Annotated in this window: 21 protein-coding genes; 20 read left to right on the forward strand and 1 reads right to left on the reverse strand. The window is 42.2% G+C overall.

The genetic code is table 11. From position 1 onward, the window contains the following. Positions 1–3 precede the first annotated feature (3 nt). The 3 genes from ACSIPU_RS23390 to ACSIPU_RS23400 are packed head-to-tail and all read left to right on the forward strand — an operon-like array spanning position 4 to position 2,860. Positions 4–534: a S26 family signal peptidase gene (locus ACSIPU_RS23390; RefSeq protein WP_435322307.1), complete on the forward strand. Its 531-nt coding sequence runs from the start codon at positions 4–6 to the stop codon at positions 532–534. After that, the gene (locus tag ACSIPU_RS23395) at positions 528–1,784 is read left to right on the forward strand and encodes a TrbC family F-type conjugative pilus assembly protein (protein ID WP_435322308.1); all 1,257 of its coding nucleotides are present in this window, start codon (positions 528–530) and stop codon (positions 1,782–1,784) included. Before ACSIPU_RS23390 ends, ACSIPU_RS23395 begins: the two co-directional genes overlap by 7 nt. 2 nt (positions 1,785–1,786) lie before the next feature. Continuing rightward, complete coding sequence (locus tag ACSIPU_RS23400; protein ID WP_435322309.1) at positions 1,787–2,860, forward strand: TraU family protein; 1,074 nt, start codon at positions 1,787–1,789, stop codon at positions 2,858–2,860. A gap of 139 nt (positions 2,861–2,999) precedes the next feature. Here ACSIPU_RS23400 and ACSIPU_RS23405 read toward each other — a convergent pair whose 3' ends face one another. Continuing rightward, a complete protein-coding gene (locus ACSIPU_RS23405; RefSeq protein WP_435322310.1) occupies positions 3,000–3,674 on the reverse strand; it encodes a hypothetical protein in 675 nt (224 codons plus the stop codon). A gap of 575 nt (positions 3,675–4,249) precedes the next feature. On the opposite strand from ACSIPU_RS23405, the gene ACSIPU_RS23410 reads away from it, so the two are divergent. The 17 genes from ACSIPU_RS23410 (at position 4,250) to ACSIPU_RS23490 (ending at position 21,091) form a co-directional block, all read left to right on the forward strand. Continuing rightward, on the forward strand, positions 4,250–4,924 hold the full coding sequence (locus tag ACSIPU_RS23410; protein ID WP_435322311.1) for a hypothetical protein: 675 nt from the start codon (positions 4,250–4,252) through the stop codon (positions 4,922–4,924). A 211-nt stretch (positions 4,925–5,135) separates the two neighbouring features. Next, positions 5,136–5,549, forward strand: a complete 414-nt coding sequence (locus ACSIPU_RS23415; RefSeq protein ID WP_435322312.1) for a hypothetical protein — start codon at positions 5,136–5,138, stop codon at positions 5,547–5,549. Positions 5,550–5,929: 380 nt separating this feature from the next. Then, entirely contained in the window at positions 5,930–6,463 is a 534-nt protein-coding gene (locus tag ACSIPU_RS23420; RefSeq protein WP_435322314.1) for a hypothetical protein, read from the forward strand. A gap of 52 nt (positions 6,464–6,515) precedes the next feature. Continuing rightward, positions 6,516–7,292: a single-stranded DNA-binding protein gene (locus ACSIPU_RS23425; protein ID WP_435322315.1), complete on the forward strand. Its 777-nt coding sequence runs from the start codon at positions 6,516–6,518 to the stop codon at positions 7,290–7,292. A 105-nt stretch (positions 7,293–7,397) separates the two neighbouring features. Next, on the forward strand, positions 7,398–8,933 hold the full coding sequence (locus ACSIPU_RS23430) for a recombinase RecT (protein WP_435322317.1): 1,536 nt from the start codon (positions 7,398–7,400) through the stop codon (positions 8,931–8,933). Between the two features lie 63 nt (positions 8,934–8,996). Next, positions 8,997–10,151 (forward strand): lambda-exonuclease family protein, encoded by a 1,155-nt coding sequence (locus ACSIPU_RS23435; RefSeq protein WP_435322318.1) that lies wholly within the window; start codon positions 8,997–8,999, stop codon positions 10,149–10,151. Between the two features lie 360 nt (positions 10,152–10,511). After that, the gene (locus ACSIPU_RS23440) at positions 10,512–10,892 is read left to right on the forward strand and encodes a hypothetical protein (protein WP_435322319.1); all 381 of its coding nucleotides are present in this window, start codon (positions 10,512–10,514) and stop codon (positions 10,890–10,892) included. 100 nt (positions 10,893–10,992) lie between these two features. Then, the gene (locus tag ACSIPU_RS23445) at positions 10,993–12,024 is read left to right on the forward strand and encodes an AAA family ATPase (RefSeq protein WP_435322321.1); all 1,032 of its coding nucleotides are present in this window, start codon (positions 10,993–10,995) and stop codon (positions 12,022–12,024) included. A gap of 101 nt (positions 12,025–12,125) precedes the next feature. Further along, positions 12,126–13,544, forward strand: coding sequence for a DUF3150 domain-containing protein (locus tag ACSIPU_RS23450; protein ID WP_435322322.1), 1,419 nt, complete (start codon positions 12,126–12,128; stop codon positions 13,542–13,544). Between the two features lie 62 nt (positions 13,545–13,606). Further along, positions 13,607–15,463: a VWA domain-containing protein gene (locus ACSIPU_RS23455; protein ID WP_435322324.1), complete on the forward strand. Its 1,857-nt coding sequence runs from the start codon at positions 13,607–13,609 to the stop codon at positions 15,461–15,463. Positions 15,464–15,504: 41 nt separating this feature from the next. Further along, a complete protein-coding gene (locus ACSIPU_RS23460) occupies positions 15,505–15,993 on the forward strand; it encodes a hypothetical protein (protein ID WP_435322325.1) in 489 nt (162 codons plus the stop codon). 54 nt (positions 15,994–16,047) lie between these two features. Continuing rightward, a complete protein-coding gene (locus tag ACSIPU_RS23465) occupies positions 16,048–16,353 on the forward strand; it encodes a hypothetical protein (RefSeq protein WP_435322326.1) in 306 nt (101 codons plus the stop codon). A 403-nt stretch (positions 16,354–16,756) separates the two neighbouring features. Beyond that, positions 16,757–16,984, forward strand: coding sequence for a hypothetical protein (locus ACSIPU_RS23470; protein WP_348851506.1), 228 nt, complete (start codon positions 16,757–16,759; stop codon positions 16,982–16,984). A gap of 342 nt (positions 16,985–17,326) precedes the next feature. Further along, positions 17,327–17,716, forward strand: coding sequence for a hypothetical protein (locus ACSIPU_RS23475; protein WP_348851504.1), 390 nt, complete (start codon positions 17,327–17,329; stop codon positions 17,714–17,716). A 521-nt stretch (positions 17,717–18,237) separates the two neighbouring features. Next, positions 18,238–18,564, forward strand: a complete 327-nt coding sequence (locus ACSIPU_RS23480; RefSeq protein WP_348851503.1) for a hypothetical protein — start codon at positions 18,238–18,240, stop codon at positions 18,562–18,564. Next, complete coding sequence (gene traF, locus ACSIPU_RS23485) at positions 18,554–19,624, forward strand: conjugal transfer protein TraF (protein WP_435322327.1); 1,071 nt, start codon at positions 18,554–18,556, stop codon at positions 19,622–19,624. Before ACSIPU_RS23480 ends, traF begins: the two co-directional genes overlap by 11 nt. A 15-nt stretch (positions 19,625–19,639) precedes the next feature. Further along, a complete protein-coding gene (locus tag ACSIPU_RS23490; RefSeq protein WP_435322328.1) occupies positions 19,640–21,091 on the forward strand; it encodes a conjugal transfer protein TraH in 1,452 nt (483 codons plus the stop codon). Position 21,092: the final 1 nt, after the last annotated feature.

Below are 21,092 nucleotides of genomic sequence, written 5' to 3' on the forward strand. Positions count from 1 at the left end.
TTCATGGTGGCGAAATATCTCAATGTGGTGTGGCGAAAAGTCTATAAGAAAAAGCGGCCTTGGAAAAAACAAGCCGCGCTCATGATTCTGGTGGCCCTAGTCTCTGCTCCAACAAGCCTGTATCTGATGAATCGTTATCAATTTGCTATTGATCCGCAAAACAATCAATGCCTCCCTCCGTACAGGATTTACCTTGTCGATAAATTCGACAAAACACCGGTTCGAGGAAAACCATTTGCATTTACTTCCAAATATATTCGGGTATACGGAAAAGGAATTAAAATAGTTGACGCGGTTCCGGGTGACATCGTTTCAGTCACACCAGAAGAAACGACTGTTAACGGTTCAATGGTTGGTGAAGAGTTACGACTTTCTAAAGAATCAGGCCACAGTGAACAGGAACTTACTCGTAGTGGAGAAATACCAGAAGGACGAATTTGGTTGATGGGCCGCACGAAGCTTAGCTTCGATTCTCGCTACTGGGGGTCGGTGTCGCAGGAACATATATTAGGACGGGCATATCCACTATGGTGAGAAAACAGTTTTACACAATATCAGTAATCGCAGCCGCTGCACTAACCAGCACGTCGGTTTTTTCTGATGACAGCACAAAACTTCCTACGCGGCCAAACGCTTATATACCTGCAACGAGCCTTCCTCAGCGCCCTGCACCGCTGTCAGAAAAAGACCAACTCGATCTTGATGAACTGGTTAAGGTAGCGAACAAAAAACAAGCCGAATATGAAAAGGAATCCCGTGAAACGGCAATAACTAACCATCAAAAGATCGGAAAAATGCCTGTCCCCAAAACGGAGCATGAAGTTATAACAGATGCCGTTACAGGTGCGATTTCAGAATCCGATATTGCTGATCGTGAGCAAAATAAAATAGTCGGCGATTTTTATTATGTTCTCGTCTCATCATCTTTGTCTGACGATGAAATCCGAAACATACTCGCCAAATACAAGAACCGTAATGATGTTGCCCTAGTTATTAGAGGTGTTAAAGACAAGCAGAACATTCTGCAAGAACTTACTCATTGGCAACAGTTGGTGCTCGATTCAGGCAGTAACACACCGGTCAACCTTGACCCTACAATTTTTAAAAGTTATAGCGTCACTTCTGTGCCAACAATAATCCATGAAAAAGACGGTAAGCTGGTGGCCCGAGTATCCGGTATATCCAATGTTGGTTACCTAAAAGATAAAAATGGTGATCTCGGTACGGCTGGCCCTACAAAAAATATTACGGAAATAAGTCTGCTTGATATCATAGAAGAAAGAATCAAAAACCTCGACTTTGAAAAGATGAAAACTGAAGCTCTTGATAGCTACTGGAAAAAACAGAAATTTGAGGTTTTCCCTGACGTAATAAAACGGAATCAAAAAACCATTAATCCAAAAGTTGTGATCCCACAGGATATACTCGCGCCAGATGGTCAAGTAATCGCTAAGAAGGGACAGATAAACCCTCTCGAAGTAATCCCTTTCCGCTTAAAACTCATTTTTTTTGACGCACGCAGTGACTGGCAAAGACAAATTGCAAAACGTGAGTATCAGAATGCCAAGACAGGTATACAACCTATTCTCATTACTACAAACGTATACGGGGATGGCTGGAGAACATTTAAAGATGCAGGTGAAATGTATGGAGCTAAAAGTCGCTTATATATGATTCAGCCCGGAATGTCAGAGCGTTTTGGCGTCACCGCATTACCTAGCATTGTGACATCCAACGGATCGCAGTATGTCGTTGATGAATATCCAAAAGAAGAGGCCAGATAATAATGAGAGCGAATACATCACGTTTAAAATTAGGTCTAGCCACAGTGATAACAACAGCAACGCTGGTATTCTCTGCTGGTGTTAACGCCGATGACCCCGGAGATACACAGGCAGAAAACGAGGTGTGTCGTGACAACCATGTTTTATCAGCGAAATTGTTCACTGATGTATGCTGGGGATGTATATTCCCTATCAAAGTCGCGGGAGCGACTCTTGGCCCGTCAGGAGAAGTTCCTGATGATGCCGCAAAGGGAATGGTCTGCGCCTGCGCTGATGGGCTAGGCGTATACCATCCGGGCATTCTTTCCGCAATGTGGGAGCCTCGGCGTTTCATTGAGTTAACTAGAACACCGGGATGTATGTCTTCCCTTGGGGGAGCAAAACTGGATCTGGGCAGTGAGTTGCAATACGGCCCACAAACTGATGGTGCTCAGGATGAGCGTCTGCGAGCATCCATCAGCTTCTATAATGCACATATGTACGCAATGCCATTACTTCGAATGTTAGACCTTTATCTACCGGGAGACTGTAACGCAGACCCATATTCGGATTTCGATATCATAAGCTTTACCGAAATTGATCCAACGTGGAATAACACTACGCTGGCCTTCTTCCAGAACCCAGAGTCAGCCGCAGTATCTAACGTTATTGCCCAACAAGCCTGTGCGGTTGAAGCAGCAGCACAATTTGCAGGCTCTCAACCACAATCTACATTATGGTGGTGCGCTGGCTCGTGGGGTGGTCAGTATCCGCTCACCGGCTCAGTAAGAACTATGGATACACCTCGAACTACGAGCTTGGCTGCAACGCGCCAACTTGCTGTAGAGCATCGCAGAGGGCTTGCATATCGTTCAGTTGGAGATGATGTTGCATGTCGAGCTAAAATTTACCCAACAATACCTAAGCAACAGTACAAGCTAAATATGTTTTACCCTACGCCTGAGACTAAAAAGGGCCATAATATAGGTGAATCCCCATATAAATGGCAAGGTGGTATGTTCCGCTATCCGACAGGTATGGGGCAGGATTCGACCTATATGATTTTCCAGTGGAGCGATTGTTGCAGGACACTGTAAACATGCCTTCGGCCAACCCCTCATCGTTCAGAAAACAAGTTTCTGAACGATGAGGGATTCCAGATATAAAATAAACCACTAATACTTTTGGACGTAAAAAAACCCCGAAAAACGGGGCTTTTTTTTCCTGAGTTGGAGTCTACGCTTCTGTGTTTTCTTCTTTCTCAACCGGTTCTTTAACGCTTGCCTTGTCAGTATTATTTTCTGCACCTGCAATACTTTCCAATTGTTGAACAGAACTTTGCGCATGACCTTTAATAGTTTTGGCAAGGGTTTGAATGTTACTGGTATGGAAAGATTTAGTATCTTCTACTTCGTCAGCCGGGGCCAGTGCGTTGAGGTAAGCTTTATCCAGAATCGTTATAATGAGATCATAACTTTTGAAAAGCTTAATGAGCTTGGTAGCTTCTGGCGTTCGTGTTGATGTGCTGAACTCTCGTGGGTTCGTATAGTTAACCTCTGAAACATCACCTGCCGAGTTAAGCATTTCAGAGAATGCCTTAATGCCCAGTTCGATCTCTTTGGTGGGCGTATCGAGTGCTGCATCAATAGCTTTTTTAGCTGATGCAGCTACCCCACGTTGCCCGAGCCTTTCAAGCCGCGTTGTATTGATCATAATATTGAACAACGCCTGAGAGGTAGTATTAAAATTACGCGTATAAAGACGAATAGCTTCCTGTGTTTTCAACGTAAATTTGTGTTCGATTTCGGGGTTTGAGAATGGGATCTTCTCTACATTTCGAGTACGCCGGGTGAGCCTGCTAGTGGCGTTTGCATTCACCTCTTTCTGCTGTTGTTTTTTGTTTTCGGCCATATTTACTTCCTCACGTTAAGGTTCTTTACTGCATAAGTATTTAGGCACGCTAAAAAGTAAAAGTCACTTAAAAAACAGGACGATTTGCGGTGGAAAATCTGTTTTCTATTGCAACGGTGAAAATTCTGGACTAGTCTATTTCTACCTAGCTGATGGCACTCAGCACAACATCCTCATAAATTTCAAAAATCCTGATTTCAACTTAGCGTGACGATACCGCTCTCTTCAAAAAGATATTTTCTTTTTGGTCAGGATTTTGCACGCCCGTCAAACGGCCCCGAGCACCTCCGATGTGATTCATGTCCCTTGACTGATCATGTCACTTTGCCACCCTTCCGAGGGTGTTTTTGGTTCTCAATCCAAACCAATAAATTGAAAACTTCCCACAACCTCCTGTGCGTAACCCGCCACTGTGGCCGGACTTCGTGTGTAAAGCATGAACTCAGTCATTATTCTCATTACCCACAACAAACGTATGCTTCCTCACGCTGCATTTGCGTTTTATTGTGTGTTTTAAGAACAGTGGCCGGACTTCGTTCACGTTAACTGTCTATTAAATATATAAGGTATGAATTATGTTCAACGAAACTATGGCTATGATCTCTCTCGCTATGTTCGCGATGTTATTTTATCGCGTCTCATACATCCGTTTTCTGGCCCCTATGTGGATCATCTTGTTTGTTATCCTCAGCGGTCGTGCTGTTACAGGATATGGTTTAATTACTATTCTAATGTTTGCAGTTCTGCTGATGTTTTTCATTCTCGATGCTATTCGTGTTGCTCAGAAAAAAGCAGCTAAGAATCGCGGTAAAGATGAAGATGACGCTGTTTCTATCTTCGATGAAATCGAAGATAGAGATGATGACAGTGAATTTTCTGACATCCCACGCCTATCTGCCGTAGATGACGATGAGTTATCTAAGAAAGCTTCCAAGCCTAAGAAAACAAAGCTCACTGTTTACGAAGGTACACTGATGAGCCACGGTTTCGCTCCTTACAATGATGTCCCAGGCAATGACAAATCATATTTTGTTGATTGTGATGGCAAAAAAGTTTGGGGGATTGGCCTGAAAGACGCTATCAAAAACTGCAATGCCGAAGCTGGTAATATCATCCGTTTCTGGAAAGAAGCTGAAGTTAGAACCAACAAAGCTAGAGTTTTTGATAATCAAGGCAAAGTAACCGGATGCCGCACGCTGTCTCAGGACAAGCGTCGTGGATTGTGGATTATGGAAGTTGTTTCTGACTAATTTGTACTTAAATAAACAAGCTTACTTCAAATATAAGCCCGGACATTTGTCTGGGCTTTTTTTCTGCAAGCTAAATATATAAATTTATTAACTATATAAAATAAAGAGGTATCCCATGACTTTAGTTTATGGAAACACTGTAGAGCCGGGTGGAATGTTGCTCGACGATGACACTAACATTGTTCAATGCCCTGACTGTGGAGCTAATTGCATGGATCGTCGTTACGAAACTTGTGAAGGTGGTTCTATCAATCAACGGTATTCAATTAACTGTTCAGTGTGCGGGCATCACGAATGTAATGCTGAAATATGCGATATATGTGATATGCATTTTACCATGAGTCCAGAGGAAGAAGCCGATTACTATCTTGATGTCATGTGTTCGGTTTCAACGCTTACTGATGCTTTGGTCTTCCTAAGTAAAGTTGAAGGTTCATTGTTGTCGGCAAAAGCTATGCTCAAATTCGGGGATTCTACTAGTGCTAAGGCTATGATTCTTGATGGGCAGATCAATTACTGTTTATTCCTTGAATCTTCTTTGCCTAAGACTCCGATGCTTGTAAGTCTAGTGTCTTCTCTTCGCTTACTTTCATCCGAAATGGCACCTCTGCGTTACGCAGTCTGATACCTTACAACCTCCATAAAACCCGGCCTTTGGCTGGGTTTTTTTTTGCCTTGACCAATGCTGCCACGTCCATTAATCTTACTTTAGCGGTTTACCCGCCTAACATCCGGCTTATGCCCTTTAAATCACCTTAGCAACTTCGGCCACCAGCCACCCAGACAAAAGCCAGACTTTCGTCTTTACGGCTTTCCTACGTCTATACATACAGAATTCGATGGCCCGATGCCTTTAATGGCTTCGGGCTTTTTTGTGCGTCGAAAAAGGTGTTTTTCCTCAACTGAGGAACTAGTGTGTTCAGGCACTTTCTCCTGAATGTTTTAATTAAATCTCTTAACTTCCCTCAAATTTATCAAATATATTAAATATATAAGGACTCTATCATGAACTATGAAACTCTGGTTTCCGAAGGTGTTATTGATCTGAACGGACACACAGTCGCTAATGGTTGTAAATGCCCTTCCTGCGGTTCACCTGCCAATTATCGCTTTTTTGAAAGTTGTAATCTCGGTTGTTTGAATCCTCAGAAGGCTACTGAATGTCCGTCCTGTGGTTATCACTCTTGTGATGATGAATGCTGCAATATCTGCGAGGAACGCTCTCGTATAGAAACTGGTCAAGAAATTGCCAGTCGCTACGGGATCACCAGTTTAGTTCTGGCTTATCTCTTTCTAGCGCGAATTGAAACTGACCTCATGGTTATTCTGGCTAAAGTAAAAATTGATTTTTCCGAGTATGTTGCTTGTGGTGCCATCTCTAACAAAGTTACGGATGATATCCATCGCAACTGTTCAGATGTAATCAATTTCGATCTAACCCAGTTTGCAGGTCTCCCACTTTCGCGGGATATCAAACGTTCTATTTTCATCCTGTTAGGCGAACTAGATGAGTTAGTTCATTGGTCTGATAGCTTTTAAATAGTCCTTACTAAATCTTCCAAATATATAAATTTATGATGAGGAGCATATTATGTTCTCTAAAGCCACTTTGATCGGTGTTGTTGGTGTTGATCCAAAATACAAAGCTGCTGTTGATGGAAAAGATTCTTTAATCGCTTTTCGACTCGGTTGTGAAGTATTCACCAATACAAAGAAAATAACAGAATGGTACACAATTAAGGCTTTCGGTCGTGTTGCTGACTATCTGCACCAGACCATAAAGAAAGACTCATTTGTGTTTCTGGAAGCTTCAATCCGCAATAAACGTTGGATAGTCAATGGTGTCGAACGTCAAGGCATTGAGTTCCATGCCTTCACTGCTCGTGTTATGTCTGATGCTGATGCAATAAATCATGCTCAAACTGACAAAACATCATCCCCTGCGCCTGTTGCATCTGAAAGACTGCCTTTCCCAGAAATGGATAAGCCAGAAAATTCAGTAGCAGAACAGCCTAAACAGCCTCCTAAGCCATTAACTGCTGAAGAAGCACGTCAGGTTGCCAGTCGTTTCCGTCAGACGTTTGAAGCACATAAACAAAGAATCGCCGATTTAGCCACAAAAGCACCAGCTAAAGGTGAAGCAACCGAACCTGAAAAGGTTTCTGTTTCATCTCCTGCTCCTGCTGGTGGACGTACTCCTGCAATTAATCCCTGTACATCCATTCCTGCTACAGAAATATCCTCGGGGAATTCTGTAACTGACAATCTGCTTAAAGCAAAAAACACTTTAAACAGAAATTCTGGACGCGCTCGAGATAATAGCAATGGCTACGCTCATGTACGTGGTGGATGGTCAAACGTTCAATAAACGTTTAACTAATTATCCGAAGCCAATGAAGCCACTCTCTGAGTGGCTTCGGCTTTTCTAAATCAGTGTTAAAATTTTATAAATATATAAATTAAGGAACATATCATGGGTTACAACAATAAAAGCCGTAGTGCGTACAAGAGTCAAAGTAACAATGGTTACAGCAATAACAGCAATGGAAATGAAGTTGCTCAGTTAGATACTGTTACCAGACATATTGTATCACTCGAAAAAGATTTTATGGCTGCTGCAACGTGGAATCCGACTCTTTCGTTCACGAAAGAAAGTGTTTTCGCTAAACATGTTATCAACAATAGTCCCTATCTCACTAAGCTCGCTGTCCAGAACCTCAAGTCCTTTGAGGTTGCGTTTCTCCAGCTTGCTACAAGCGGTTTAACACTCGATCCAGCACAGAAGATGGCCTACCTCGTCCCTCGCATGGGTCGTGTATTCCTCGACGTGTCTTACATTGGTTTAAGTCGAATGGCTACCGATGAAGGCTTGTGTGAGGATATTGTTGTAGAACTGGTATTTGAAAAAGATATCTTCAAATCCAATGGTCGTCGTCAAAGTCCTGAACATAGCTTTGATCCGTTTGCGGATAAAGGCGCTCTTTTGCTTACTACTGCTGATAAAGGGGATGTAGGTGACAGAGGTAATTTCAGGGGAGTTTATGTCGATTACCTAATGAAAGACGGACGTAATCTTGTCTACTTCCTAACCAAAGCAGAACTGGCCTCCGCCCGTGGTGCTTCTGAATCATGGAAGAAGGTTGAAGAGCGCGATATGTCTCCTTGGGTTCGCTTCCCTTGGGCTATGGTGCGTAAATCTGCTATCAAGCAGACTATTCATCAGATCCCCGGCAATCGCACTCGTGTTGCAACCATCATCGACTATCTGAACAAAGATGGAGGTGAGGGTTTCCGTGACGTGAATGCAACGCCAGTACAGGCTGCTGAGTTTGAAATGTCTGCTCGTCATGCTGCACAACGGCATGATGTACAGCCAAATCACTCCACAGCGCAACCAGCAGCCCCATCAGGTAACGTTTACGATGGTGAGGTTGTTCAAGAAGCTAACGCAACAGAAACTACCAAACAAACACAGCCAGAACCGACTAAAACTGAATCATCAAGCACTAACTCGGCTCCTCCCGTTCAGACCTGTGAATCGGGTGATAAAACTGAGGAAATGTCTGATGTGCCCGGTGTTCGTCAGTCTGCAAAACGTCGTATCACCAAGCTCGTTAAACGTGTCATCAACACGCTGGCTTTTGAAACAATGATTGCTGAAGTTAAGACTGCTTTTGAATTCAATGATAGCGAAATCCAATATGCGGTTCGTTCTCTTGAAGAATCTCGTCGTAACCTTCTCCAATCAAAATTAACTGATGCTGTCAACAAATGTGACTTTACAGATGTTGAAAGTTTCTTAAATAAATTACCAGAAGGTGAATTCAAACAGAAATCCAAAGCGTTTGTTCAGGATGTACAAACTGAAACTGACAAAATGCGAACTTTGTTCGATGAAGCCATGAAATCAAAAAATTTCACTGCTTTAGATGCGGCTATTGAGAAAATCTCATTCAAACCATTAAAAACGGTTTTGAGTGAAATGCTTTCATCCACAAAAGCAGCTTAAACACAGAACCGGCTATCCTAGCCGGTTTACTTTTAAATATATAAATTTATCAAAGGTGAGATCATGAGTTCAGTAATGGTTGTTGTTGATGTTGAACAAGGCACTCCAGAGTGGCTTGAGTGGCGTAAAACTGGTGTGACCGCTACATGCGCTCCAATCCTTATGGGTGCAGATAGTGCTACGAAAACCCCATATCAGTTATACCTGCAATATGCTGGTCTACTTGAGCCGGAAGATCTTTCAGTCATTAAACAAGTTCGTGCAGGAAAGCTTAATGAGCCTCTTGCTCGCGCATGGGCTGAAAGAAAATACGGACAAATCAGTTTACCTCTATGTGTCAGTCATCGTGATTACCCTCACATGATCGCCTCGCTGGACGGTCAATTTGACGACATGAATCTCCTTGAGATAAAAAACCTTTCAGCACAAAAGCATCTGGATATTCTTGAAAAGCAAACAAAGTCGCCGGATTTTAGATATTACTTCTGGCAAGCACAGCATCAGCTCTTCGTCACAGGAGCGCCCGGTGTTTATCTTCTTTTTTGGTCTGCTAAAGATGAGCCTATTGTTTTTTACATTAAGCCGAATCTTGACTGCCATAGACGGTTACTTAAACGTTCTACGGAATTCTTTGATTCGGTTAAAAACAAAACGGCTCCTGTTTTTGACAAAGAAAAAGATGTTTTGCTTATTTCAGATGCCGAGATAATAAAACAAACTCCCGGATTTACCATCCCTAGCGATCTTAATGTGCGTGTATCGGCTCTTCGTGGTCATGCTTCTGCACTTGATAAAGCTAAAGCAGAAGTCGAACGTCTTGAGAAATTAACTAAGGCTGGCATTGCTGGTCTTGCTGATTCTTTAGGCTTTAGACCTGACGATCTTATCCGTTTGGATGGGTTTGGTATTCGGTACGTTGAAAGTGTTTCTAAAGGAACTACAAACTGGAAAAGTCTGGCTAAAAAACTCGTTCCGAATGTAAACCCGGACGATCATCCAGACTGCATAAATAACGACAAGAAAACGTCAAAGCTTACGACTTATGAGTATGTGGCTACATCATCAGATACGATAGCTGTATCTGTACCTGATGTAGTTAAACAGTCTCCATATGTGTTCCTACCTCAAACGCAAACAATCGCGTCTGATAATGGTTCTGCGGATTCTGGAGCAGTTCAAAGCAATGTAAGTGAAAGTGATGGTGTTATGATCTTCTAACGCCCCCAACCCTGCTTCGGCAGGGTTTTTTTTGCCTTGACCAATGTACCAATGTCCATTAATCTTACTTTAGCGGTTTACCCGCCTAACATCCGGCTTATGCCCTTAAAATCACCTTAGCAACTTCGGCCACCAGCCACCCCAGACAAAAGCCAGACTTTCGTCTTCACGGCTTTCCTACGTCTATACATACAGAATTCGATGGCCCGATGCCTTTAATGGCTTCGGGCTTTTTTGTGCGTCGAAAAAGGTGTTTTTCCTCAACTGAGGAACTCAGTGTATTCAGGCACTTTCTCCTGAATGATTTACCAATTAAATATATCAAATCACTTTAAATATCTAAATATATCAGGAGTCGTTATGACTAGTTTCATTAATCTCACCACTTACCTTGCCAGCGATGAGCAGCGTAATTTGGGCGTCCTTGATGTTGATGGGAATGTTGCATCAGCACTGACTGAATACCTTAGTTTTCATTCGGCACCCAAAAAGGGTGAAATGCTGAATAAAGCAAATGCTATATCTGACATTGCATTTAAACTGAGCCTAGAATACAGAACGCCGAACGTTTTAATTAACGCAAAATCGTTCTTTCTTCCAACTCTGGTTTCTGCTTTACAGAAAAAAGGATTAGTTCCTTTTTATACGTTTGCACAACGATCCATGATCGTTAAGGGCGGTACTGTTATGGATAAGGCATATGTACATAAAGCATTAGTCGAATGCTCGCCTGAATTATAACAGTAAGACTCCAATCATCATTTAAAACCGCATTACAAATATCTTAAATCTCACAAATCTATTAACTAATTTAAATATATAAACTTATAAGGTAAAAATCATGACTAACGTAAATACTATCGCTGTTGACGCTTTGGTTCGTAACGCTCCTGTTTCTCCGGCGCTGTTTGGAATCAATATCCCAGCCAATCAGAAAGTTAAGCACTACGCAGGATTCCCACAAGGTCATGCATTCCAAGACTATGTTCCAGCTCTTGATGCAGATTATGTGTTTGAAGCCAGTGTGCGTCAGGCTACCCTGATGTGGTTTAACTTACCGATGGGTCAATCTCTTTGGTTATCTGGCCCAACTGGTTGCGGTAAAAGTAGCATCATCGAGCAAGTTGCTAACCGTTTTAACTGGCCTGTTATGAAAGTGACAGCTTTTCCTGAAATGGATATCAGCACTCAAATCGGTGGTCTGCGGATTACTACTGATCCTATGACCGGTGATACAAAAACCGTTTTCGTTCATGGCCCTCTGGCTATGGCGTATAAATATGGCATGGTTTACCTGCTGGACGAATATGACCAGCTTGAAAGTTCTTGCGCTAATGCTTTTAACACTGTTCTTGAAGGCGGTAATTTAATTATCCCTGAAACGAATGAAGTTATTAAAAAGCATGAAAACTTCCGTTTTGTTGCAACCGCCAACTCGATTGGACAGGGTGACACTACTGGTATGTATGGTGGCGTTAAAATGCAGAACACGGCCAACCTTGACCGTTATATGTTTGTTAACACTACTTACATGGCTCCAGATGTTGAAAAGAAAATCATTGCTAAATACATTCCTGACGATCTTATCGCCAGCAAATTTGTACAGGTCGCTAATCAGATCCGTAAACAATTTGTCGGTACTGAAATTTCGCTAGATGACGCAAATGCAATGAATGTTTCTCGACTGTCTGTAACCTGCTCTACCCGCTCGCTTAAAGCTTGGGTATCTCGCTTCGCTATTATGCATCACGCGAAAATGCCTAAAGCCATCATCACGTCGTTCGATTTCCACATCGGTAATCGTGCTCCCGCTGATGAGAAAAAAGCTCTGCATACCATCGTAGAGTCAGTGTTCGGTGATTTAGCAAGTTAACCTCCCCCTCGTATCATCCCTGCTGTATCAAAACTGAAAGAGCGCCTTTATATGCGCTCCATTAACTTTCTATTAAATATATAAATATATAGAGGTCTAAAATGACTAATGCATCTACAAATGTAAACAAAGTTCTTGAGTCCCTTATCCTCGTTTCTTTATCTGAAATTCACGGAATTAGTGGGCGTAAGAAACTGAAACGCGAAGATTTTGGGGAAGGAGTTGATTTGCCACCTGATGTAATCGTGTCTCTCGGCTCCAAAAAGGTTATTGACCCAAAGCTTCTGAATCCCTTTACGCAGTATAAAACCAAAGCTCACACGCTTTGTTCTGCTGTAGGTATTCGTTTCCTTGGCGGTTATGCAGTTCCTGCTGATCGCGTCAATGACCTAATTTCTGCTCTGAACGATGTTAAAACAGAGTTCTACATCTATAAAAATGTTTTCCTGCAATCGGACTTTGATAGCTGGATTGACAGATGCGAAGAAAAATATCGCAAGATTCTTCGTGATGGTGCCAGTGTTGACCTTGAGTACATGGACAGCCAAATACAATTTGGTTTTACTGCTATTCATATCACACCATATGGTAACTCTGTAATTCAAGACGGTATTGCCGGGCAGATTAAAAGCCTCACTGATGAAGTATTTGATGAAGTATCCGGGCTAGTTGATGGCTTCCTGAAGAATTTGAACCAAAATGCCTTCACGCAGCATACTATCAACCCGCTTCGCCGTACTGCTGAAAAACTGACATCTCTTGGCTTTATATCTGACAGCGTTAATAAGCTTGCGCTCTATATGAGTGAGGTACTTAATGATGTTCCTGTCTCTGGCAAAGTAACTGGTCGCAAATACTCTGACATCCTGTCTCTGTTAAATAACCTTCGTGATCCGCAACGAGCTAAATCATTTGTTGATTTACTCAATGCTGATTCAACTACTGCACAGTCCACTGTCGATGATTTTATCGACTTATCTGGCTCTGCTGGAATTGTTTCTGCTGACCCTGTAGCTGATGCAACTCAGTCCATATCTGTCGTCACGTCTCCGTCACCAGCTCCCGTAGCTGTTGATAGTCATATCGTTGATGCCGGTTCTTATGTGCCTGATGAAATTTATGCTGAAAGCGCCTCCGTAGCTCCTGCTTTGGAAACTGCTCAAGCCTCTGAAATTGCTCCGGCTCAGAAAGAAGAAATAAATTCACCAGATATTGTTGCTCGTGCTGACGATGGTTTTGCCACTGACTTACCTTCCGGTGATGAAGTGATTGTCGAACCTGTCGTTGAAACATCACCAGCTCCTGTTGCTGATGATGTTGCACCTGCTGCTGTTGAAGGTTTCCGTAATGTTGTCGTTGTTGATGAGCCGCTTTTCGATGATGAGAAAGTTCATCGTGATTTGCCTGATCACAACGCTATTGAGGTTGTTTCTGTTGAAACCTCGGAAAACGCAGACGTTAATAACGCTGTGATTTCTTCGGTTTTCGACGATGAAGAAGATGGGGTTTTCGTTTTCTAAATATAAAGGCTCATTATTGAGCCTTTTTCTAAATATATAAATTTATCTAAAGAGGTTTTCTAATGGGCATATACAATTCACTCCCGATTGTAGCGCGTGCGCTTGGCGATCAACTTAACATTACCGTTACAGTTGGTGGCTCGGATGCATATGCTTCTGTAGTAGATGGTAAAGGTTCTATCAACATTCCTTTTTACAAGGATGCTGAGAGTATTTCCGATGCCATTTTAGGTTTTACTGTGCATGAAGCCGCTCACATTCGATTTACTGAATTCGACCTTTTATCGCCTGCTCTTAAAGCGTTATCTGCTCAGTCAGTAGATATAAGGAATGATTTCGGCGATCTGGTTGCTTCTGGTCGTTACAATAAGAAAGTACTCCACAGTCTCTGGAATATTGCCGAGGATTTGCGCATCGAACGTTCTATTGTTCGATTGTTTCCCGGTTCTCTTCGTTATCTTCAAGCTGTACGTAGTTTTGTGTTTGATGGTGATATTGAGTCCAGCGACGTTCCTGCAACGATTTATCTGGATACCATGTTGCTTTGCGGTCGTCAGCGTTACCACGGCTTCGATACACATGCAGATATTCGTCGCAATGAGTTCATTTCTGTATTTGGTCAGGATTTACTTGATAAGTCGCTTGATACGTTGGGTCTTGCTGTCTTCGCTGATAGCACTCTTGACTGTCTCGATGTAGCCCGGCAGTTATATGACCTCGCAATAGATGCTTTTAAACAGGAACAGGAAGACAAGGAAAACACCCCGCCTTCCCAACCTGATCAGAAGAGTGGTACTTCTGGTGATTCTAACGACAATAGTGACTCTGACGATGCTCCCGGCTCTGCTGGTGGTTCTGATGATCGGTCTGATGATTCCCCTGATGCTGACACTACAGACGTCTCCGGCAATTCTGGAAGCTCTGACGGTCAACCCGATACCTCCGATGACAATGCACCCAATGCCTCTGGCTCATCGGGTGATAAGTCTGTCTCTTCTGATAACGGCAATTCATCTGGTTCACCAAACTATGATCCGTTTGCTGATGCTAACGATGCTGATATAGATCGCGCCGCAAAAGATATTTCGGATAAGTTCAACAACAAGATGCAAGATAAATTAACACCTGCTCAACGTGCGAAACCTGTTAGTCCTTTCTCTGTATCTCCCGCTAAAAGCTTTGCAACCAGTAACGTATGTGTCGCTCGCGGCATAAATGCTTCTGCTGGTTTGAGACAATCTCTTAACGGTTTACTTCAAGGGATGCAACACGTTCGCAGAACTTATAAAGAGTCCGGTCATAAGATTGAAGGGCGACTTCTTCCGACTGTCTTTACAGGCAATTCGAAAGTTTTCAAACACAAATCCAAAACTGTTTCTCTTAATTCTGCATTTACCATTCTGTTAGACTCCAGCGGATCAATGGGTGGAAGTATTGTTGAGGCTGAGGCTGCGGTTATTTCATTGCTACATGCACTGGATAATCTTAGTGGCGTCACAACTTCTGCTTATCACTTCCCTCATTCCAATGGAAACTCAGTCGGTAAATTAAAAGACCGTAAGCAAACTCTGCGGCAAGCTATTTCTGCAAACCATTTCGGTATAGGCGCTCAAGGTTCAACACCTCTGAGCGGCGCGTTATGGCCTGCAATTATTGATTTAGCTGTTGAGAAAGCTGACCAACGCATCTTAATTGTTTGTACTGATGGCGACCCTGATAAGGGTACTGAACAGGACATTATTAAAATGATTAATGATGCAAAATCTGACGGAATGGTGGTGATCGGCATTGGTTTTGGTTCTGTGAATCAATCAATGATGTCCCGCATTTTCGGTAAAACCGGTGTGGCAATCGGCAGTCTTTCGAACCTTCGTTCAAAGCTGTTTGATGTCGCTCGTCGTGCATTACTGAACCGTTAATACATAAATTAAATATATAAATTTATCAAAGGAAATACAAAATGAATTCCAAACATAAAGTTGTCGATGAATCGCAGATGTCTTTTTTGCACATACTTGAGGCTGATGAAGTGACCTACGTAGCTCAATACGAAGAGTCATACGATTTCAGATTCAGCAGTAAAGTGGCTTACGAAATGATCCGTGACTCGCTTTATCTGATGACCTTTAATCGCAGCAACCTCCAGCAACGAATTGATGAGATTTTATGGATACTTTCTGATGTTAATCAGGATGACATATGCTCTTTTACAAATTGCTGCCGTATGAATGGATTAGACCCCTATGAGATAAGATTGAGTGTTTTGCATTGCTGGAAAAAAGAATTGGATAACAAGCGTTCTCTTCTCCAATCTCCAGACAACCGTCGTTACAGCAAAATCAGTTATATTGCACAGTATATTGATGGTGAAATTGCAGGATACGAGAAGTACAAAAAAGCCTTTTATCATATCTACCCTCATGAGGCTGCGAAACGCAAGTGCTCCTGATATTAACTGATAAACGCTGGCTTCGGTCAGCGTTTTCATTTGGAGATTATCGACATGAAAATTGCTAATGAATTTTGGTTTAATGAGGAGATTGGTGGCTCGCAGTATGGGTTTACGTCTTCACATCTCAATGACTTGATTAGTTATGTCTGCTCTAATCGCGACCCGGAGTTCTACATGCTTGAGCATGAAGCTCCTATTTTCGATTCAACAGTCACCATCAATATATATCATCCAAATGCGCCGGACACTCTCCGTCTTTATCTTTACCAAGATGAGGATGGCTATTGGTGGCCTTACGCAACTTTGGATTGTCTGACAGATGTGAAATCACTTTTAAAATCCATGTGGGTGCGTTAATCATGAAAAATCTCATTAAATTTATCAATTCCATTTTCCGTAAATCATCAAGTGTTGCTTCTACTGAAACTCTCTACTGCAATGATCCCATTGTCATTGAGGACTTAGGCAGACGCGTCGGACATAAAGAGGCTTTTTTTAATCTATATGTTCGCAGCACTTGTGATAGTGGTTCTCATTTCCCTGTGTATCTGGCTCAGATGATAAGGCACTGTCGTCTTCACATGTATTCATTACCTACTGAAGAACGTCAGTCCTTTTTTGACTTTTGCCTTATGCATAAGGTTGATATTTCCGATGAATCGTTAGAAATAGCGAATCATAACGAAAGAGAGTGCTACGCGTAACTCAATGAATTGAGAGCAAAAACGAAATCCTAAATATGTTGTGAGGTGGGTGTGTTATGGAAACTAAATATATTTCATTTTCCTTCAACGCTAAGCATTATCTTGTTCGTGAATCAGAGATCATTGATAGGTGGCCTTCTATCACAAACAGAAGTGTCGAAAACCTTGTTTTAAAAAATGGTTTTCAATACCGAGCAACAAACATCAAAGAAGTTACTTTTCTGGATTTCTCTTCTCTTCCTGAAAGGTCGGTTATCGTTATTGATGAACCTCTCGACTTCTAAATACTAAAAGGGCCAACTGGCCCTTTTATAACTTCACGAGGTATGAAATGTGCGGATGTGCATTAATCGAATACAATCGCCATGCAGCTATACTGCGTGGAGTTGTATTGCCCGGCGATGTTAAGTTGGTTCTTTTTGCTCTCAATAACTGGGCAATTATTGCCTTCAACATTCGCAATACGGACGAAACATTCATTCGATTATCAGTTGAGGATTGGATTGCCGCTATTAAAAGCACGGTCAAACCATCCCTATCTCGTGATCGAGTGGTTGCTGCACTCAGTCGTTGCCGTCCTGATATATTCTAACTCTTTTAAATTTATAATTGATACGAGGTTCATTATGGACTTGCTTGATGAAGACAAGATTTATGGTTTTGTGTCAGGAGATATGCAAATCTGGCCCGGATCTTACTCTAAAGATTTGGACGATTTATTGTTGATTTCAACTGATATGGATACGATAAGACTACTTGAATCAAAAGGGATTGGTAATCACCAAACCTGTTTTGGTGTAACTCTCAATGAATCAAAAGCGTTAATGCTTGGCACTAGGCTTGCATATTGCTGTTCCTGCGGTCGTTTTTCTGACAGCAGACTTGATGACCTCAAAAATAAGATTGTCGAAGATGGTATGCGTATTTGTCCCAGATACTTCAATCAAACTGTGTCAGAGGCTGTGCGTTTTGTCGCGCTAGAATCTGAATTTATGAGACAGCAGTCGGCTTGGTAAAAGGGTTTTCTGTATTCTCATCAACTTCCCTCCTGCGTTAGTCATCTAACGCTAACTTCCCTCCAGAGTGAGCTTTAACATGTCTACTAACAACCTTCGTTTCGTCTCTTTGATATTCATTTTCATCATTTCGATGATAGTGATTTTTCGCGGAGAGTCTCTCGGTATAAAGGTTAATGAGGAACTCATTATTCGGTTTTTAATCTTTATCTCCCTTCCCTTTTCCCTTGTCAAAACAAAGAAAAAGAAGAAGGATAAATGAAAGGATGTTAGCTAAATAACTTTAAAAAACCCTATCATTTTGATAGGGTTTTTTTTTGACTTTCAACCTCCCTACTTTATCTCCAATGTTATAAACACCCTTTCGTTAAGTTAACCTAAGCAAATCTTCTTTACCTATCAGAACCTCTCCATTCAAATCCAAAACTTTTTACCCCCGTTTTTGTCCCCTTTTATCCGTGCCTTGCCGGTTGTTTTCGTGGCAAAATCCTGAGTCTGTACATAGATTATGAGGTTTATAGGTGAAACCATATTTTGCAGAACCACCTTGTGCATTATTGATGCCAGCATACAAGATTCCACCGTTGCTTAATGATGGTTCTCTGAAAGAGGCGGTACGCCTTGAACTCGAACGTAAGTATGGAACGCGCATGTCTCTTGAGGCTGTGTGCATTGAGTTAGGTGTGACGAAGAATGCTATCGTTCACAAGATTGGAAACTCAAAATTCCAGCATCACTTAATTTTTCGCAAACTGTTTTATTCTCGTGTTTTTCCCGGAAAAAATACTGCCTTTTGGACGGATAAAATTGCGAGGATTTTGATTGAAGGAAACACCAATGGCATTTAATCAATTCGTGAAAACAGTTTTGGCTGCTCTAGTTAGCTGCACTGTCTGCACCCATGCCATAGCGGCTGAAGGCCAGCAAGATATTAAAACAAGCGGTGATGTTTATGCTGGGGGTAAAGATTTCCAGAAAGAAAAAGATCAGGGCTGGTTTTGGAAAAAAGATCCGCCACCTCCTGAAGAGGTAGTCAAGCAAGAACCCCCACAAACAGAACAGCAAGAAGAGGAAAAGGAGAAAGAAAAAAAATCACCTTCTCCTGTAGCGCCAGCAGTACCGGAGACTAAAAACAGTCCCCCACCATTTTCTGTTGTCTGGTTTAGAGAAAATATTCAGCAGATACGTGATCGTGCTATTGATGATCCAACGCCGGAAAATGTACGTGCATACCTATTAGCGCAACGTATCATGCTTGATAAGGCGAGCCGCTATAAAGATATGGCCCAAATTATATCAATCACAGACCCGTTGATTGATGAAACTGGACGCCGTTCAACATCATCATTTGGTTCTCTTTCCCAATCAGTTTCAGCAGAAGATAACGAAAGAGATGTTGCGCGAGAGATAGGTAAGAAAGCTGGCCTTTTCTTCTTTTTCAAAGGGGAAGGATGCACTCTTTGTTCTAAACAGGCATCTATCATGCAGACGTTCAGTTACATGACAGGTATTCCTATAATACCTATATCAGTTGATGGTAATGATCTTCCCGGTAATCCCTTCCCTAGGGTCAGGATTGATAATGGTCAGGCTAAAAAATTGCAAATAAGAAACGTGCCAGCTATTGCATTGGCTATTCCTCCCGATACAACCCGCATCGTTTCATTTGGCCCTATAAGTGCAGATCAGCTAATCAAGCGAACAGTGCTTATAGCACATGACGCCGGGATCGTCTCTGACGAACGATATAAAAGCACTTTACCTTTCAACGATAACGGTTACATCGATTCAGACATCCTCAAAGATATGCCAGAGGAATATATGCAAAACCCTGATCAGTTCATTAAATATATTCAAACAAAAGCAGGTTATGCCCCTGCCGATGCCGATTCACAGGCAAAAAAATAACCCGGAGACAGTTATATGAAAAAGTGTTTTTCCGCCTATAAGCCTGCGAAGAGTTTTAGGTTAACCCTTTCAGCCGCACTTGTTATGTACGCTGGATTATTCACAGTGGTTCCTGCTGCCAATGCGGATAGTATTAATGATCAGTTAAATAACATGTTCGGCTCTATGTCCAATACTACTAACCCCGGCGACTACCGAAGTGTTACACGCGAAGGATATACAGGCGGAGGATTTACTTTGCGTAATAAGCTTCGTTCTCTGACGCCTGTCAATATCCAGATGCCTAGTGCGGCTGGTGGTTGTGGTGGTATTGACCTGTTCGGTGGTTCTTTCTCATTCATCAATGCTGATGAGTTTGTTCAAATGCTACGTAACATAGCTGCAAACGCGGCTGGTTTAGCTTTCCAGCTTGCTCTCAACGCTATGGATGCGGTTCTTGATAATGCAATCTCCCGAATGCAGGCTGTAGTTCAACAAATGAACGACTTGACCGCAAACTCATGCCAGCTTGCAAAAGGATTGTTAGTTGACACTGCATCTGCATTCGGCGAAGAAGCAAAAGCCGCTGTATCTTCACAGTTATCTTCAACTGGTCTTACAGATCAGTTCACTGCCTTTATGAGCGAAAAAAACGGGAAAAAATCCTCAGTTGCTCAAAAAGAAGAGTCAGGTAAACGTGAGGCTTGTAAAGATTACGGTAATTTAATGTGGTGCCTGCTCAATAATGGCGAATTTTCTAGCCAGTTTATTGGTTCACAACAACAGCAGAAAGAGTTCATCATGTCATTGACTGGCACATACATTGTGCCAAAAGATATTTCTACTGATGATACCGGCGCTCTTATCGGTGGCGCACCTCATAAAATAGCAGCACTGGATACTTCTGACGCCCTTGAAGCAGCGACAAATGGCAACCCTGCCTATGCTATTTATAGCTGCTCTGACACAGAATCATGCCCAAACCCCATAAGCACTCAAATTTCGATTGATGGCCTTGCAGCAAAAATCATTAACTTTTTTAACAACGATGGTTACCTTGATGCAATAGTAAGTGGTACAGGCTTATCAGAAGCACAACTTAGACAGGCGGATTTTTTCAATACTAACGGTGCAGCATCTAACGCTGCGTCATTGGCTCGACACGACATCAACATGGCAAAATCATACATCAATGAAATTGCACCTGTACTGGCATATACGGCAGCGTATCAATATATGAGCGATATGTTAACTGCTGCGGATACAGGGGCTAGAATTGAAATATCAAACGATAACCCAGCCGCGCCTTATTTTCAAAAATGTCAGGATCTTATCGCTGATGCCCGTAAACGATTGTCCACTTCGTATCAAGCAGCAGCAACCAGATACGGTGGAGCAAGTAAAATCGTCGATTTGAAAATGAAGTATATGGATGCATTACCGCTCCAGCGGTATGAACGAGATCAAACTCCATTAAGTGCGCAATAAG

This window comes from Klebsiella sp. HN106, from assembly GCF_051209435.1.
In the GTDB taxonomy this organism is placed as follows: Bacteria; Pseudomonadota; Gammaproteobacteria; order Enterobacterales; family Enterobacteriaceae; genus Klebsiella; species Klebsiella oxytoca.